Annotated in this window: 19 protein-coding genes; 9 read left to right on the top strand and 10 right to left on the bottom strand. The window is 63.0% G+C overall.

Annotated elements, in window-relative coordinates; translation table 11 throughout:
- Positions 1–8 precede the first annotated feature (8 nt).
- Both EC845_RS22105 and EC845_RS06570 read left to right on the top strand, forming a co-directional pair.
- Positions 9–623 carry a hypothetical protein gene (locus EC845_RS22105; RefSeq protein ID WP_158615647.1) on the top strand — a complete coding sequence of 205 codons (615 nt, stop codon included), beginning with the start codon at positions 9–11 and terminating at the stop codon, positions 621–623.
- A gap of 363 nt (positions 624–986) precedes the next feature.
- Positions 987–1,367 carry a RidA family protein gene (locus EC845_RS06570; protein ID WP_123296446.1) on the top strand — a complete coding sequence of 127 codons (381 nt, stop codon included), beginning with the start codon at positions 987–989 and terminating at the stop codon, positions 1,365–1,367.
- Positions 1,368–1,524: 157 nt separating this feature from the next.
- Here EC845_RS06570 and EC845_RS06565 read toward each other — a convergent pair whose 3' ends face one another.
- Positions 1,525–2,565 carry a carbon-nitrogen hydrolase family protein gene (locus tag EC845_RS06565; protein WP_123296445.1) on the bottom strand — a complete coding sequence of 347 codons (1,041 nt, stop codon included), beginning with the start codon at positions 2,563–2,565 and terminating at the stop codon, positions 1,525–1,527.
- 592 nt (positions 2,566–3,157) lie between these two features.
- On the opposite strand from EC845_RS06565, the gene EC845_RS06560 reads away from it, so the two are divergent.
- Both EC845_RS06560 and EC845_RS06555 read left to right on the top strand, forming a co-directional pair.
- Positions 3,158–4,087 carry a tripartite tricarboxylate transporter substrate binding protein gene (locus tag EC845_RS06560; RefSeq protein ID WP_158615646.1) on the top strand — a complete coding sequence of 310 codons (930 nt, stop codon included), beginning with the start codon at positions 3,158–3,160 and terminating at the stop codon, positions 4,085–4,087.
- A gap of 69 nt (positions 4,088–4,156) precedes the next feature.
- Positions 4,157–5,245, top strand: a complete 1,089-nt coding sequence (locus EC845_RS06555; RefSeq protein ID WP_158615645.1) for a LysR family transcriptional regulator — start codon at positions 4,157–4,159, stop codon at positions 5,243–5,245.
- Between the two features lie 30 nt (positions 5,246–5,275).
- On the opposite strand, the gene EC845_RS06550 is transcribed toward EC845_RS06555, so the two are convergent.
- On the bottom strand, positions 5,276–5,662 hold the full coding sequence (locus EC845_RS06550) for a hypothetical protein (RefSeq protein WP_148077260.1): 387 nt from the start codon (positions 5,660–5,662) through the stop codon (positions 5,276–5,278).
- Positions 5,663–5,885: 223 nt separating this feature from the next.
- Between EC845_RS06550 and EC845_RS06545 the strand changes: the two genes are divergently transcribed.
- The gene (locus EC845_RS06545) at positions 5,886–6,191 is read left to right on the top strand and encodes an Arc family DNA-binding protein (RefSeq protein ID WP_123296441.1); all 306 of its coding nucleotides are present in this window, start codon (positions 5,886–5,888) and stop codon (positions 6,189–6,191) included.
- Between the two features lie 30 nt (positions 6,192–6,221).
- Here the strand turns inward: EC845_RS06545 and EC845_RS06540 are convergent, their stop codons facing one another.
- Positions 6,222–6,689 (bottom strand): Lrp/AsnC family transcriptional regulator, encoded by a 468-nt coding sequence (locus EC845_RS06540; RefSeq protein WP_370451289.1) that lies wholly within the window; start codon positions 6,687–6,689, stop codon positions 6,222–6,224.
- Between the two features lie 169 nt (positions 6,690–6,858).
- Here EC845_RS06540 and phhA point away from each other — a divergent pair, with 169 nt between their 5' ends.
- The 4 genes from phhA to EC845_RS06520 all read left to right on the top strand — a co-directional run bounded on the left by phhA (position 6,859) and on the right by EC845_RS06520 (position 9,946).
- On the top strand, positions 6,859–7,740 hold the full coding sequence (gene phhA / locus EC845_RS06535; RefSeq protein ID WP_123296439.1) for a phenylalanine 4-monooxygenase: 882 nt from the start codon (positions 6,859–6,861) through the stop codon (positions 7,738–7,740).
- 134 nt (positions 7,741–7,874) lie between these two features.
- Positions 7,875–8,849: an SDR family oxidoreductase gene (locus EC845_RS06530; protein WP_123296438.1), complete on the top strand. Its 975-nt coding sequence runs from the start codon at positions 7,875–7,877 to the stop codon at positions 8,847–8,849.
- A 102-nt stretch (positions 8,850–8,951) separates the two neighbouring features.
- Positions 8,952–9,449 (top strand): ferritin-like domain-containing protein, encoded by a 498-nt coding sequence (locus EC845_RS06525; protein ID WP_123296437.1) that lies wholly within the window; start codon positions 8,952–8,954, stop codon positions 9,447–9,449.
- Positions 9,450–9,493: 44 nt separating this feature from the next.
- The gene (locus EC845_RS06520) at positions 9,494–9,946 is read left to right on the top strand and encodes a hypothetical protein (protein ID WP_123296436.1); all 453 of its coding nucleotides are present in this window, start codon (positions 9,494–9,496) and stop codon (positions 9,944–9,946) included.
- A gap of 13 nt (positions 9,947–9,959) precedes the next feature.
- Here EC845_RS06520 and speB read toward each other — a convergent pair whose 3' ends face one another.
- Genes speB through EC845_RS06485 form a run of 7 tightly spaced genes read right to left on the bottom strand, consistent with a single transcriptional unit; the run spans position 9,960 to position 15,770 of the window.
- Entirely contained in the window at positions 9,960–10,910 is a 951-nt protein-coding gene (gene speB, locus EC845_RS06515; protein WP_123296435.1) for an agmatinase, read from the bottom strand.
- Between the two features lie 44 nt (positions 10,911–10,954).
- On the bottom strand, positions 10,955–11,542 hold the full coding sequence (locus EC845_RS06510; RefSeq protein ID WP_233597966.1) for a cupin domain-containing protein: 588 nt from the start codon (positions 11,540–11,542) through the stop codon (positions 10,955–10,957).
- A gap of 58 nt (positions 11,543–11,600) precedes the next feature.
- The gene (locus EC845_RS06505; RefSeq protein ID WP_123296433.1) at positions 11,601–12,311 is read right to left on the bottom strand and encodes a DUF1989 domain-containing protein; all 711 of its coding nucleotides are present in this window, start codon (positions 12,309–12,311) and stop codon (positions 11,601–11,603) included.
- 34 nt (positions 12,312–12,345) lie between these two features.
- Positions 12,346–13,632: a hydantoinase/carbamoylase family amidase gene (locus EC845_RS06500; protein ID WP_233597965.1), complete on the bottom strand. Its 1,287-nt coding sequence runs from the start codon at positions 13,630–13,632 to the stop codon at positions 12,346–12,348.
- Complete coding sequence (locus EC845_RS06495) at positions 13,629–14,453, bottom strand: amino acid ABC transporter ATP-binding protein (RefSeq protein WP_123296432.1); 825 nt, start codon at positions 14,451–14,453, stop codon at positions 13,629–13,631. The genes EC845_RS06500 and EC845_RS06495 overlap by 4 nt, the downstream gene beginning before the upstream one ends.
- Position 14,454: 1 nt before the next feature.
- Positions 14,455–15,114 carry an amino acid ABC transporter permease gene (locus EC845_RS06490; RefSeq protein WP_123296431.1) on the bottom strand — a complete coding sequence of 220 codons (660 nt, stop codon included), beginning with the start codon at positions 15,112–15,114 and terminating at the stop codon, positions 14,455–14,457.
- 2 nt (positions 15,115–15,116) lie between these two features.
- Positions 15,117–15,770, bottom strand: a complete 654-nt coding sequence (locus tag EC845_RS06485) for an amino acid ABC transporter permease (protein WP_123296430.1) — start codon at positions 15,768–15,770, stop codon at positions 15,117–15,119.
- Between the last annotated feature and the right edge of the window lie 24 nt (positions 15,771–15,794).

Here is a 15,794-nt window from a genome sequence, read left to right as displayed (position 1 = left end):
TGAATCCCTTGAAAATACTCATCAAGACTCCTATCCTGGGGACAATAATTTATATAATAAATAACTACGTATACTCCGGAGATAGTAGAGCCTCAAATAATTTCGCCCCCCTCAACCTCTGGATTAAGACTTTATTTCTTCCATTCACAATTGCCATCGGCTTGACGGCAACCAGCCTATACCCACTTATTCAAGATGCGATAAATGGGAACGATCTCAACTTTTCGCGACTCTCGAATATACAAAAAAATCCATCCGAGATAATCATCTCAATTTTTCCCAGCCTACTGGGATTTGGCATAGGCGTGTATGCACTAATATTTGCACTACAAGCCTCGGTGATCAACGGGATGCAGCAAGAAATCGAGAAGCGATCGGCATCAGGAAGCCGTAAATATGGCTCAGTACTAATGATTAATGCAGACATGGCCTATCCCTTGGTGGTCCTCACAATCAGCTTGGGAGTCGGAATATTTCAGAAAATCTTTGAATCAAACTCACTCCTTTATGCCACATGGTTTACCTTCTGGTACGGAATGATTGTCGTACTCCAGGTAATAGGTGTACTCTTCAGTCTCGGCGACAGCTCAATTCTAAACAAACTGGAGGCTCCAGAAGAATGAGTGTAAACCGACGTATCAAAAATTCACTACTAAAAAATTTCAACGGCTGAATCCCAAAAAAAGAAACAACACAGAAATATTCCTTAAGCACTCCAGCTATCGTAATCGCCAACACGGCTGTTGTGGCTATTAGCAGCCGGGGGGAGGGGGGAGGGCAACCCCGATGTCACTGCGTACACCAAAGTACGTTCATTTCAATTAAACACGCCAATCAAGATACACGAGACGCCTGCAGTCCAGTGCCACCGTCCTCACATCCATCAGATGCAGCAGCTCGCTCCTTGCCATGAGTTCGCCAGCACAGCGCCCAACGGTCGACAACACAGGTCTTAAACTCAAGCGCATATCCACACTGGAGACAGCATGAATCAAATCTCAACCCCCAACGCCCCCGCCGCCATCGGTCCCTACTCGCAGGCCATCGCTCACGGCGACTTCCTTTTTGTCTCGGGGCAGATTCCGTTGAACCCGGTGAGTGGCGAGATCGAGGGCAGCACGGCTGCTGAGCAGATTGCGGTCTGTATTTCCAACATCCAGGCCATCGCCGAAGCGGCGGGGACGACGCTTCAGAAGACGGTCAAGACGACCTTGCTGTTGACGGATCTGGGCGACTTCGCGGCCGTGAACGAGGTGTACTCGAAGTTCTTCACCGCGCCCTTCCCTGCCCGGGCCTGCTATCAGGTGGTGGCACTGCCCAAAGGGGCAAAGGTTGAGGTCGAGTCCATCATTGCGCTCAAAGATTAGACGTCAAACGTCCGAGATGCGGAGGAGCTGACGTGGAGAAGAAGGGATATGCCACAGCGTGCCACGGCGATCGACGCGTGGTTGATCGGGGTGGAAGCTTTCATTGACGAGCTGAAGCGCGCATCGCGTGATCCACATCCACGCCCCCGCAGGCCCCTCAGACCGCCTGCTCGTCCCCTCCCCGCTCCTCGCCAAGCAGTCGAGGAAACTGGGCTTCGGTGTTTCCCGTCCAGCGCACGGGCTCATGACGGCGGCGTTCCACTTCGAGAGAAAAGACATCGAAGCGGTTGTAATAACCGACCACGTCATGAAACTGTTTCGGCTCGATGCATCGAGTCAAGTCGAATTCTGCATAGGCGATGCCTTCTTCGTTCTGCAACAAGTCGCCGGTTGGGCTGCCTGTTGGATCCACGAACATGCTGACGCCACGCGGGGTTTGATCAATGATGTCGGCCACGGTGGGGTCGCGGTCGACGAGAAAATCGCGCATGGGTTTGTCCATGAAACTCGCACACACGATACCGAATGCCTTGGCCTCGAACGAGTGTGCCGAAGCACGGATTCGGTTCGCAGCGACGTTGTCGAAGTTTCCGCCTCCGGTGGGTGCGCGGGTGGGCCACATGGGGGGCCAGCTCGACACATGGATCTGTTCGCCCTGCGCCATCAACGCAAAACGTGCCAGCGGATTGGTGTTCTCGCCGCAGATCAGGCCGCCGATGCGACCGAACCGGGTGTCCGCCACACGCAAGCCCTCACCGTCACCCGATGCCCAGACCAGCTTCTCGTAGAACGTGGGCACCAGCTTTCGGTGATGGTTCAAGAGCGTTCCGTTCTCGCCAATCAGCAGACTGGTGTTCCAGATGCAGCCTGCACTCACGGTGCTGCGTTCGCTGATTCCGATCGATACACAAACGCCAAAACGTTTGGCGGCCGCAGCAATGCGGCTGATCTCCGGGCCTGGCACGCAAAGGCTGTTCTCGACCATCGCCTCGAACAGATCATGGTTGTAGATCGGAGCCCAAAGGGCGGCCCAGACCGGAAAAGCGGGAATGTAGGTTTCCGGAAACGCAATCACCTGCGCGCCATGGCGTGCGGCCTCTTCGATCAGGGCGACGGCTTTTTCTGTCGTGGCCGACTTGTCGAGAAACACGGGTGCTGCATGAGCGGCGGCGACCTTCACTCTTGGCAATGAGCTCATGGTTGGTACTTTTGAATCGTCTGACTGGAGAGCTGCAAGCGTAGCGATGCAGGGCCGTGTTGTAGATAACGAAAAGCGCAATCGCGCCTGCAAAATTGCAGCCCATCGATAACGCGCGCACCACGATGGCGATCGCCTTTTGTTTCAAGCGGATCCAACCGTCTTGAACCCCATGCCACAGGCACGGTTTTCGGGCGCTCACCCAGCACGGGCCTTCGTCAAAGGGGCGCCAAGACGGTGCACGCCCCCACGCTCGCGCAGAAAAATAATGGGCGAACACGCCTTCGCCACGGGCCCAAGTCCATCACTCAACGCCGATTGACCCGGTCACCGGGCATTTCAGCGCGATTCGAATCCCCATCTTCGCAACCGCTTGTGCGGATTTACCGGTACGCGTGCGCACGGTTTTCGCGTGTTCTCACGCAGCCGTGCAAAAGCTGTTTGGCATCGCGCCGAGTAACCGCCGCCCGCAAGGCGACGCCGCTCAAGAGCGCTTGCAGGCAGGCACGTCCGTCATCTCAACAACATGCTTCGAGGAACTATGTCGCTTACCAGAAGGTCCGTCATCAAAACAGTATTGGCATCCGCCGCCGTGGCTGCCACCCAAGCGCCGTGGAGACCCGCACACGGCAGCCAAGCGCTGAGAATCGTGTCGCCCTTCAATCCAGGGGGCGTCAACGACGTGCTGGCACGTGGACTTGCGCAACCGCTGGGCGGTCTCGTGAACCAGACGGTGATCGTCGAGAATCGTCCCGGCGCGGGCGGCAGTATCGGCGCGGGTTATGTGGCACGCTCGGCGGCCGATGGCAACACTTTGCTGATGGGCATCGTGGACACCCAGTCCATCATCGAATTCATCTACAGAAAACTACCGTACAACCCCGACAAGGACCTGACCCCCATCAGCCTGGTGACCAACATCCCGATTGTCCTGATGGTCGGCAAAACTCTCTCTCAACTGGGCAATATTGCCGACTTGGCCAAACTGGCCAAAAGCCGCCCAGGCTCACTCAGCTATGCCAGTTGGGGCGTCGGCAGCATCATTCACCTCGCCATGGAGCGCCTCGCAGCCGCTTTGGGGCTCGACTTGCTGCATGTGCCGTTTTCCGGTCAGGCGCCGGCCGTGCAGGCTGTCCTCAGCAATCAGGTCGACATGATGTTTGTGCCTGCGGGTGCCGCCGATGCCGCGTCGAAAGACGGGCGAGTCAAGATTCTCGCCAGCGCCACACCGGCCCGCCTGGAACTCCTGCCGCAGGTCCCGACGCTCAAGGAGCTGGGCGTGGATCTCTCGATGGGGCTCTGGCAAGCGCTTTACGCACCGGCCAAGACCCCAGCGGACCGAGTCGAACAACTCACATCGTCCGTGCATGCGGCGATGCAGGACAAGGCCTTTCTCGAAGTCCTTCGCGTGCAGGGCGCCCGGCCTGAACCGACGTCTTCCGAGGCCTTGCGCAAACTGCAGACCGAGGAGCGACAGGTGTATGGCGCCCTCGTCAAACGGCTGGATATTCGACTCGACTGACCACCGACAACAAGCCCCGCAGGGTGATGGGGAAACACCATGCGGGCGCGGCGGCAGATTGGCGACCTGATGGGTGCCGGCAACGCCATTGGCATGGACATTGCGATATTGCGGTATGGCCAGTCGGCTCTGGACTTCTCTCTCTCTCATCACCTTGAAACTTGCCGCACAACCCATTTCGCATCGCGCTCGGGCTTTGCACCGGTTCATGTGCGAATTTGCAGGCACGCCATGACGACTAAAAAGCTCCCGCTGTCGGACCTGGATTGGGACGACCTGCGGCTTTTCCTTCAGATCCATCGCATGGGCAGCCTGGCCCAGGCGGCGCGCCAGTTGCGCATCGACCATTCCACTGTCAGCCGGCGATTGGCGCAGTTGGAACTGTGTGTGGGCGGTGCGTTGTTCGAACGCAGGCGCGCCGGCCTCAAGGCAACCGAGCTGGCGCATGTTCTGGCCACGCAGGCCGACGCGATGGAAGCGGCCGTGCTGTCCCTGCAAGAGAAACTCGGCGGGGGTTCCGAACGTGAGCCTTCTGGCACGGTACGGGTCGCGATGATGGAAGGCATCGGCACCACCTTCGTTGCGCAAAACCTGGAACCCTTCCTGCGCGACTACACCCGTCTGCAAATCGAACTCGTCACCTCGTCGTCGGTTGTGAATGTCAGCCGGCGCGAGGCGGATGTCTTCGTGAGCTTCTTCAAGCCCGAGGGGCAGGGACTCACCTGCGCGGCTGCGGGGACTTTTGCCCTTTACCTCTACGCCTCGCCGCTTTATCTCGAGAGCCACGGTACGCCGACCGATTTGGCCGATCTGACCAACCATCAGTTTGTGGGCTACATCGAGGATCTTGTGCAACTGGAGGCCGTGCGGTGGCTCGACGACGTGGTTGTCCGCCCCCCGATGCGTTTCCAGTCGAACAGCATGCTGGCGCAGCGGTCGGCAGCGGAATCGGGATTGGGCCTGGTGCTGCTGCCCAAGTTCTCCGTCACGGATCCGGAGAAACTGGTGCCGGTTCTGCCGGATCAAGCCAAAGTGACCCGTGATCTCTGGATCAGCGTTCACTACGATCTGCAGTATTCCACCAGGATCCGGGTGGTGCTGGACTATCTGCAGCGACTCATGGCGTCACAGCAGGACTGGCTGAACGGCCCCCCATGAGCCCTGCGAGGCGAGGCTGCTCTAGATCGCCTAGATCGCCGCCTCATCCCCCACCCGCCTCAACGCCCTCTCCACGCAGTTCACCAGTGCATCGATGTAGCTGCTCATGATCGCGTCGTTGAACGCGATCTTCATATCGAGCGCGACGTTCATGGAATCCAACAGGCGCAGCAAGGCGTTCACTTCCATCAATTCCGCACTCAGAAAACCGTCGGTCGCCGAGTCCTCGCTGGCGGCGCGATAGACACGGTCCGCAACCTTGCAGGCCCACTGGATGACCAGGCACAACTGCAGTTCCTCGGGCCGCTCATCGGCTGGACAATCGCCGCCGAATGCATAGCCCAGCGTGGTGAGCACGGCCTTCAGGTGGTGCAGGTCCTCAAGAATGGCATCGGGCATATCGAGTTGTTCGCTCATGCTGCCTCCCCGCCGACAAATGAATGCTGTGTTGAAGGTGCGTCCGTCCCTGCACTCAAGCGCCCCACATCGCGACTCGGAATGGGCGGTTTTCCCTGGAGATGAAGCATCATGACTGGTCCTCTATATGCCGACTTGGCATATTGGAATCTATGCCCAGCCGACTCTTATGTCAACTAGGCATTATTGAAAGTATTCCGAGTAGGCATCACGATGCGGGCCTATGCAGAAGAAGAAGCCTTATCCGAGCGAGACCCAGCAACGCTACATCGTTCGTTTTCCGGACGGCATGCGTGATCGCATCAATGCGGCGGCCAAAGTCAACAACCGTTCGATGAATTCAGAGATCGTCGCTCGCCTCGAAGCGAGCTTTGAAGAGGCCGATCTCGCCCCCGACGCCCGCACCCTCGAATGCCTGATCGACGCCCGTGTGGAAAATGCCGTCAAGAAGGCGCTGGCCGATTACTTCGACCACTTGCCCAAGGAGCGCCTCTCCGCCCTGGCCAAGGCCGTGGCGAAGAAGGATTGATCGGCGGGGGCAGCCCGCCCTACAGCGGCACTACAGCGGCAGCGCCGCCGTGCACTTGAGCTCGTTCAGGCAGATGTTCGACTTCACATTGCTCACCGCCGGAATCTGCGCCAGCGTGCCCAGCAAGAAGTCCGAAAGCGCCTTCAGGTCGCTGGCGACGACCTTGCACACATAGTCGAAATCGCCCGACACGGCATAACACTCGAGCACCTGGGGCATGTCGCTGATCGTCTGCTGAAAATTCTGCAGCGCCCGCATCTGCCCGCGCTCGATGCCGACCTGCACGAAGGCCGTCACGCCATAGCCCAGCATGGCGGCGTCCAGCCGCGCCTCGTACTGGCGGATGTAGCCCAGTTGCTCCAGCCTGCGGTGCCGGCGATTGCTCTGCGCGGGCGACAGGTGCACCTGGCGCGCCAGCTCCTGGTTGGTGATGCGCCCGTCGGTCTGCAGTTGGGCCAGGATGTGGCGATCGAGCCGGTCGAGCGCCGACGGATGCAACGATGTCTCGTCGTGCTCGGTTTCGGTGAGAGAAGGTTGCATGGCGGGGCGTCCTTTGGCTCGATTTCGAGAGCAAATTGTGCGCACGCGGCGAGAAACTTGTCATTCACACAAACCATGATCGCCTCTGCCCGCCGCAGGGCCGCAAGAGGCTGGCTGGAGACAAGACATGACCCCTCCTCCTCTGCACGGCCTGGCCGCAGGCGGCTTGGCCCCGCCCCACAGCCCGGACTGGACGATCGACCAGGGCTGGGCCGCTTATGGCCCCGCCGAGCACGCCACCTGGAAAACGCTGTTCGAGCGCCAGTCGCGCCTGCTGCCCGGCCGCGCCTGCGACGAGTTCGTGCAGGGCATGCTCGATCTGCCGATGTCGGCGGACGAGATCCCGGATTTCCGGCGGCTGTCCGAGGTGCTGTCGCGGCGCACGGGCTGGCAGGTGGTGGCCGTGCCCGGATTGGTGCCCGACGACGTGTTTTTCGACCACCTGGCTCACCGGCGGTTTCCGGCGGGCAACTTCATCCGCTCGCCGCAGCAGCTGGATTACCTCGAAGAGCCGGATGTCTTCCACGACGTGTTCGGCCACGTGCCGATGCTGATGAACCCGGTGATCGCGGATTTCATCCAGGCCTATGGCCAGGGCGGCCTGAGAGCCCGGCAGCGGGGCTGTCTGACGCAGCTCGCCCGTCTCTACTGGTACACGGTCGAATTCGGCTTGCTGCAGCAGTCCGACGGGCTGCGCATCTACGGCGCGGGCATCGCATCGTCGTACACCGAATCCCAGTTCTGCCTCGACAGTCCCTCGCCCCACCGCATCCGTCTGGATCTGGAGCGTGTGATGCGCACCGACTACCGCATCGACGATTTTCAAGAAACCTACTTCGTGATCCGCAGCCTCGACGAACTGCTGCAGATGGCCGCGATCGATTTCGCGCCGTTGTATGACCGTGTGACAGGTTTACCGGCCTTGGAGCCCGGCACGGTGCTGCCGCAAGACGACGTGCTGCATCGGGGGGATGGGCGTTATCACCATAGGGATGGCAGCCCAAGCTGACTCGGGACTACAGGCCTGCAAGACCTCAGCAGACGGAGCGGAACCGGTACGAGGGGTAGCGTAAGAGATCGCTCTTTCGCCAACCGACCTTCCCGGGGCCAGCCCGCTGGCCCTGGACGAACCAGGAGAATCCCGTGACCGCCACCACCGAACAGCACCATCGCCGCCTTCAGCAACAGCAGGACAAGATCGACAACGGCCAGCAGGAAAGCCGCGACAAACTGCCCGAATCCGCCATTCCGGGCCCGCACCACGACGAGCCGACCAACCCGCTGCCCGCCCAGCACCTCGACAAACCGGGCCTGGAGGCCGATCTCGCGCTCAAGCCGCGCTACCAGGCCGAACACTACCGCGGCAGCGCCAAGCTGCAGGATATGGCCGCGATCATCACCGGGGGCGACTCGGGCATCGGCCGGGCCGTGGCGGTGCTGTATGCACGCGAAGGCGCGGATGTGGCCATCGTGTACCTCAAAGAAGAAGCCGAAGACGCACGCGAGACCCAGGCCGCGGTCGAAGCAGAGGGCCGCCGCTGCCTGCTCATTCCGGGCGATGTGAAAGACAGCGCATTCTGCAAGCGCGCTGCCGAGCAGACCGTGGACACGTTCGGCCGCCTCGACATTCTGGTGAACAACGCGGCTTTCCAGGAACACGCCGAATCCATTCTCGACCTCACCGAAGAGCGGCTCGAGGAAACCTTCAAGACCAATATCTTTGGTTACTTCCACATGGTCAAGGCGGTGCTGCCGCACCTCAAGCCGGGTGCATCGATCGTCAACACCGGCTCGGTGGTGGGGCTGCGGGGCAAGAAGACGCTGCTCGACTACGCCTCGACCAAGGGCGCGATCCATGCCTTCACGCTGTCGCTGGCCTCCAGCCTGGTGGACAAGGGCATCCGGGTGAACGCCGTGGCACCGGGCCCGGTGTGGACGCCGCTCAATCCTGCGGACCAGCCGGCCGACAAGATCGGCGATTTCGGCAAGCATTCGGATATCGGCCGCCCGGCTCAGCCCGAAGAGCTGTCGCCGGCCTACGTGTTTCTGGCCGCACCGTGCTGCGCGAGCTACATCACGGGCATCGTGCTGCCCATCACCGGCAGCGTGGGGAATTGAGCCGGCCGGTAGTCCTTCACCCCCGTGCAACCGGCGCATTCTCTTTCATGCAGCCTGCGAGCACGGGAGAACAATGAGTACCCAACTGCCCAGGAGGCACATATGCCCATCAAGACCCTACAGGATCTGTTCATTCACGAGCTGTCCGACATCAACAGCGCAGAAAAGCAGTTGTCCAAGGCCCTGCCCCGCATGGCACGCGCGGCCGAAGACCCGGCGCTGATCGCCGCTTTCGAGCAGCACTTCGAAGAAACCCAGGGCCAGCTCGAGCGCATCGATCAGGTGGTCGAGGCGGGCAACTTCAAGCTCAAGCGCATCAAGTGCGCCGCCATGGAAGGCCTGGTCGAAGAGGCCAAGGAAATCATCGACGAGATCCCCAAGGGCCCCGTGCGCGACGTGGCGCTGGTGGGTGCAGCCCAACGGGTCGAGCATTACGAGATCGCGGGCTACGGCACCCTGGTGGCCCTGGCGAAGACCTTGGGGCACGACGTGGCGGCCAGCACGCTGCACGCCACGCTCGAAGAAGAAAAGGCCACCGACATCAAGCTGACGGAGTTGGCCAAGACCACGATCAATCGCAAGGCCTTGCTGGTCAAGTGATGTGTACCCGCTCGCCCCACCGGGCGAGCCAACCGGAGAAACTGATGAGCAGCCCACCCCCGACACCGACCACCCCGGATTTTCCTCAACCGCAGCGCGAGCCGCCGGTCGAGGTGCCGATCGATCCGGGCGAAAACACCCCGCCCCAGCGCGATATCGATCCGGCAGATCCGCCCATCGATCCCATCCGCGATCCGGGCCGCACGACGCCGGTCGGCGAGCCTTTGCACTTGACGTCGCACAACCCCACGCAACAGGCGCAAGCGCAAGCGCAGGCAAACGCGGGCCATGCCGATGCCCCGGTGCCCGGCCAGCCCGCGATCGACGACGACGACGACGATAAGTCGAACGACGAGACCGAAGACGATCCGGACGACAACCCGGGCCGTGATCAGGGCCGCGACAACGAAAGACACCGCACCCAAGACGTGCCGCCCAGCGAGGGCGTGCCGCCGGTGATTCCGCACGAAGACCCGGTGGGCGAACCCAAGCAGTAAGCGCCAGGGCCGATCAAGCCCGATCGGCCTGAAGGTTTTCTGCCAGCAGGCAAAGCTGTTCGTACATCAGCGTGGCGCCGACCAGGGCGGTGTTGCCGGATACGTCGTAGGGCGGCGAGACTTCGACCACATCGGCGCCGACCAGATCCAGGCCGCGCAGGCCGCGCACGAGTTGCAAGGCTTCGCGCGAGGTCAGGCCGCCCACTTCGGGCGTGCCCGTGCCCGGCGTGAAGGCCGGATCGATGGCATCGACGTCGAACGACAGATACGCCGGCCCCGTGCCGGCGATACGCCGCGCTTCGGCAATCACGGCGGGAATGCCCATGGCCTCGACCTCGTCCATGAAGATCACACGGATGCCGTGGTCGAGCGAGTACTGCCAGCCCTCTTCGGTGTTCTGTGCACCGCGAATGCCGATCTGCACCATGCGTTTCGGATCGATCAATCCGGCTTCGAGCGCGCGCCTGAAGGGCGATCCATGGCTGAATTTCGATCCGGCAAAGGCGTCCCAGGTGTCGGTGTGCGCATCGATGTGGATCAGGCCCACGGGCTGCGCCGGGTTCAGGGCCTGCAGCACGGGGAAGGTGATGGAATGGTCGCCCCCGGCGATCACGAGTTTTTTGCCGGCGGCAAAGAAGGGGGCCAGGAACTCGCGGATCTGCGCATGGGCCTGCGGCACGTCGAACAGGCTCGAGAACGGCACGTCGCCCAGGTCGGCGACACGGCTTAGGCTGAAGGGGTCGATCCGCGTCGCCTGGTTGATGCTGCGCATCATGCAAGAGGCGTTGCGCAGCTCGCGCGGCCCCATGCGGGCGCCGGGGCGCAGGGTCAGGGCGCCGTCGTAGGGCACGCCGACCAGGCCGATGTCGAAGCTGTCGAGATCGCTGGCCAGGGGGGCCCGCATGAAGGTCGGCACACCGCAGAAGCGCGGCAGGTGCGCCGATGAAGAAGGGGTCGTGGACATGGAGAGGGTGGGCAGGGGATGGGTCCGGCGGATGCCGGCGGTTCTCAGAAGGTCGCGGGCGTGTTGACCCACAGCACCTTGGCGATCTCGTCGCCGGGATTGAGGTAGCTGTGCGGCGTTTCGCTCGAGAAGTAGAACGAGTCGCCCGCCTCGAGTTCGTAAGACTGTTCGTCCAGCGTCAGCACCAGCCGGCCCTGCAGCACGTAGCCCAGCTCTTCGCCCACATGCGAAATGCTGAAGGCGACCTTGGCCTTGGGCTCGAGGATGTGGATATCGCCCTGCAGCAGCTGCCCGCGCTGGACGGGCACCAGCCGCTCGAGCCGGATGCGCCGATTGGCCGGCCGGCCGCCGTGGTCGAAACTCACGACGGCGCGCTGGTTGTTCTTCTGCACCGGGCTGTCGACGGCGGGCATCACGGTGGTCAGTTCGGCCACGTTGGTATCGAGCGCCTTGGCGATGCGATGCAGCATGTTCAGCGAGGGGCTGGCCAGTCCGCATTCGATCTTCGACAGCATGCTCTCCGAGCAGCCGACCGCCTGTGCCACCTTCTTCAGCGTCTCTCCCTTGCAGTTCCTGGCGAACCGGATGCGCATTCCCAGGTGTTGTGCGTCAGGATGGGATTCAGAGGACATGGTGGAACTTCGTAGGGCCAATGGAAAGGCGGGGATGCCGACGGGGCACTTTACCGCCTCAGGCGGTCACCGAGAAATGAACCGGCTGCGGGTCGTTGCTGTTGATGGCGATCACGTCCTGCGGGCAGGCGGACATCGCCACGATGCAGTCCATCTCGGCCACGAACTCGACCACGTCGCCGGGCTTGCTGACGGTGGGCAGCCACTGGATCGTGCCTTCGGCATTGAAGGGAATGTTCATCCACAGGTTGAGCGAATCGGGCACTTCGGTGCTGACCAGGCCGATCGCCTTGAGGCTCAGCCGCAGGTTGTCGGCGCAGCTGTCGTGATAGCCCTGCACGCCCAGGTTGCGGTAACGATGGATGTCGCAGGGCGCGATCAGGCTGTCGTGCACGCCGGGCGAGGTGTCGCCGACGAACTTCAGGATGGCGCGGCGATGGTTGGTGACCAGCGTGTCGCCGGCGCGCGGGTTGATGCGGTCGATCCAGGCACGCATGTGCTCCATCGACAGGTGCTCGCTCACGTCTTCTGCATTGAAGGCCCACATGTCGCAGACCTGGGTGCCGTGGGTGTTGACGATGCGCAGGGTCTGGCCGCGCGCCACTCTCACGGCCTTGCCTTGGCGGGCAGGCACCTCGTAGGTGCGGCCGAGTTCGGGGGTGCCGTCGGCAGAGATCGGCGTGCCCAGGCTGGGGTTGGTGCCTGCGGGATGACGGTTGTCGGGGATGGCGTGGCCTTCGTGGCTGCCGCCGCATTGGGGACAAGACATGGTGTTCCTTTCTGAACGGGATCTAGCGAGGGGATCAGTCGGCCAGTTTCAGCACGGCTGCGGTCAAGGCACGGGCCCCTGCGATCAGGTGCTCGTGCGCGGTGTTTTCGTCGGGGTGGTGGCTGATGCCGCCGATGCTCGGCACGAACAGCATCGCGGCCGGGGCGACCGAGGCCAGGTACATGGCGTCGTGAAAAGCGCCCGAGGTGATGCGGCAGGCCGGCTCGCCGGTGGCCTCCACGGCCGCCTGAACGGCCGCCACGGCCATCGGGTGAAAGACGGTGGGGGCCTTGTCCATGACGCGTTTCACGCCGACCGGGCAACCGCTCCACAGGCGGGCGGCACGCTCGGCGAGCAGCGTCTCGATCTGGTCGAGCCGCTCGCGGCGGGGATGGCGCAGGTCGATGCTGAAGACGACCCGGTCGGCGATGGTGTTGACCGAGCCCGGCGCCACCTCCAGCTTGCCGACGGTCCAGCGCAGCGTGTCGTCGCCCAAGGCCAGCACCGATTCGTGCAGGTCGGCGATCAGTTGGGCAGCCGCCAGCAGGGCATCCTGGCGCGCGGATTCGGGGGTGGTGCCGGCGTGGGCGCCGCGGCCCCGCACGGTGACTTCGAACCAGCGCACGCCCTGAATGCCTTCCACCACGCCCAGCACACGGCCGTCGGCCTCCATCACCGGGCCTTGCTCGATATGCGCCTCCAGGTAGGCATGGACAGCGCGGCCGAGCGCGGCCCGGGGCAGATCCGGCAGACCTTGCAGCGCCTGCGCCAGGGCGTCGCCGAACGGCACGCCCTGGGCGTCGCGCCGCTGCCGGTGGCTGTCCAGCAGCGCGGGCTGCACGAAGGCGCTCGAGCCCATGGCGCCCGGTGCAAAGCGGGAGCCTTCCTCGTTGGTCCAGGCGACGATTTCGATCGCCCGGCGGGTGCGGATGCCGGCGTCGTCCAGCGCCCTGCAGACCTCGTAGCCGGCCATCACGCCGTAGGCGCCGTCGAGCCAGCCGCCCACGGGTTGCGTGTCGATATGGCTGCCCACCAGCACGGGCGGCAAAACGGGCTCGCGGCCTTCGCGCCGCAGGATGAGGTTGGCGGCGTCGTCCTGCAGCCAGCGGTAGCCGGGCGCATCAAACAGGCTGCACAGCCATTGTTTGGCGGCCAGTTCTTGCGGGGTGAGCGTCTCGCGCCGCACGCCGTCGTTCAAGGCCTCGCCTCCGCCGAAAGAGGCCAGCCGCACCAGGTGCGCGATCAGCCGTTCGCCATCGACGAAACGCATGGCGTCCGGATGGGCCAGGTTGCCGTTCCGAATGGGCGGGGTTGCGTTCATGCCGGCAGCTCCTGCTGTGCGGTGCCGACGCTCAGGCCGTTGCGTTGCCGCCAGGTCTTCAAGAAGGCGCGCAGGCGGTCGGTTTCGGGGTTCTCGAACAGGGTCTTGGGCGGTCCGGATTCGACGACGCGGCCGGCTTCCATGAACACCACGCGGTCGGAGACCCGCGCGGCAAAGCCCATTTCGTGGGTGACCATGACCATGGTCATGCCATCGGCAGCCAGCGACAGGATGACCGACAGCACCTCGTCGACCAGCTCCGGATCGAGCGCCGAGGTCGGTTCGTCGAGCAGCATGGCCTGAGGTTTCACCGCCAGGGCACGGGCGATGCCCACACGCTGCTGCTGCCCGCCGCTGAGCTGATGCGGAAAGGCCTTGCCCTTGGCGGACAGCCCCACCCGCTCCAGGGCCTGGGCGGCACGGGCCTCGGCCTTGTCGCGCGGCACGCGGTGGGCGACGGTCAGCGGCAGGCAGATGTTGTCGATGACGTCGAGATGGGGCCACAGATTGAACTGCTGGAACACCATCGCCAGCGGCGAGCGCACTTCGGCAATGCTGCGTTCGCTGGCCGGCTGGCGTTGGCCGGCCGGGCCTTCTTCGTAACCCAGCAGGGCGCCGCGGATGCGGACTTCACCCTGCTGATAGGTTTCCAGAAAATTCGCGCAGCGCAAGGCCGTCGTCTTGCCCGAGCCCGAAGGGCCGATCAGGCTGACGACCTCGCCGGGCATGACGTCGAGGCTGAAGTCGTGCAGGACCTGGTGGCTGCCGTACGACTTGCCCACGCCGCGCATCGAGATCATCGGGATCGTGACTTTGTCCATATCAAACCTTTGCAACGAGATGCGCCGACATCCGGGCCTCGGCCAGCAACCCCACCCGGCTGAGCGCCAGGGCGATCACCCAATAGATCAGGCCCAGCAGCAGGTAGGGCTCGACATACGAAAACGTCTCGGCCACGACCGTGCCGGCACGCATGGTGAGCTCGGGCACGGTGATGATGGAAGCCACCGACGACTCCTTCAGCACCAGGATGAACTGGTTGGTCATCAGCGGCAGGGCCAGCCGCAGCGCCTGCGGCAGTTGCACGTGGCGCAGCGTCTGCCAGCGGTCGAGTCCAAAGACCCGTGCCGCCTCGACCTGGCCGGCCGGAATGCCTTGCCAGCTGGCCCGGAAGATTTCTGCAAAATACGCCGAGCTGTAGATGCCCAGGCCGATCACCGTCGCCTCGATCGGCGAGAAGGTGATGCCGATCTGAGGGAAGCCGTAATACAAGACAAACAACTGGATCAGGAACGGCGTGCCCCTGAAGAACCAGACGAACAGTGAATAGAACCGGCGAAACGGAAGCCAGGTGTCTTGCACCACATTGAGCCAGAAGCCCAGCACGACGCCCACCAGCACCGCCCCGGCCGAGACCAGCAGCGTGATGGCACCGGCCTGCGCAAAGGCGGGCAGGATTTGAACGATGAGATTCCAGTCCATGTCTACCTCGCCTGCGCAAACGAATGGCTCAACCGCTTGCCCGCCCATGCCACCAGACTCGTGAGCACCAGATAGGCCAGGGCCACGCACAGATAGACTTCGAGCGGCCGGTAGCTGGTGGCGCTCAGCTGGCGACCGATCCGCATCAGGTCGGTGATGGCGATGACCGAGATCACGGCCGAGCCCTTGATGATGTCGATCGACTCGGAGACCAGCGCCGGGAACGTGAGCCGCACCACCTGGGGCAGTTGCACGTGACGGAAGATCTGCTGCCGGCTCAGGCCGAAGATCTGGGCCGCCTCGATCTGCCCAGGCGGAATCGACTGGAATCCGGCCCGCAGGATCTCGCTCTGAAACGCAGCCGAATTGAGCGCCAGCACGCCGATCGCCGCCACCCAGGGATCGACGTCGATGCCGAACTGGCCGGGCAGGTAGAACAGCATCAAGACCTGCACGAGCAGCGGCGTGCCTCTGAAGAAACTCACATACACACCCACCGCCACCGCCCCGCCGGCCAGGCGCGTACGCAGCAGGTACAGCGAGCAGGCCAGCACGAACCCCAGCACGATGGCCGTGGCAGACAGGCCGGCGGTCACCGCCAGTCCCGATGCCAGGGGCTCGAGATAGGTTTGCAAACGGGTCGGAAAAGACGTCATCGGGCGCGCTCCAGGCTCAGTCGG

It is taken from the genome of Comamonas sp. BIGb0124 (assembly GCF_003752175.1).
Lineage (GTDB): Bacteria > Pseudomonadota > Gammaproteobacteria > Burkholderiales > Burkholderiaceae_C > Comamonas_F.
Note: the sequence above shows the minus strand (reverse complement) of the source record. Positions and strands in the feature narration are given on the sequence as shown.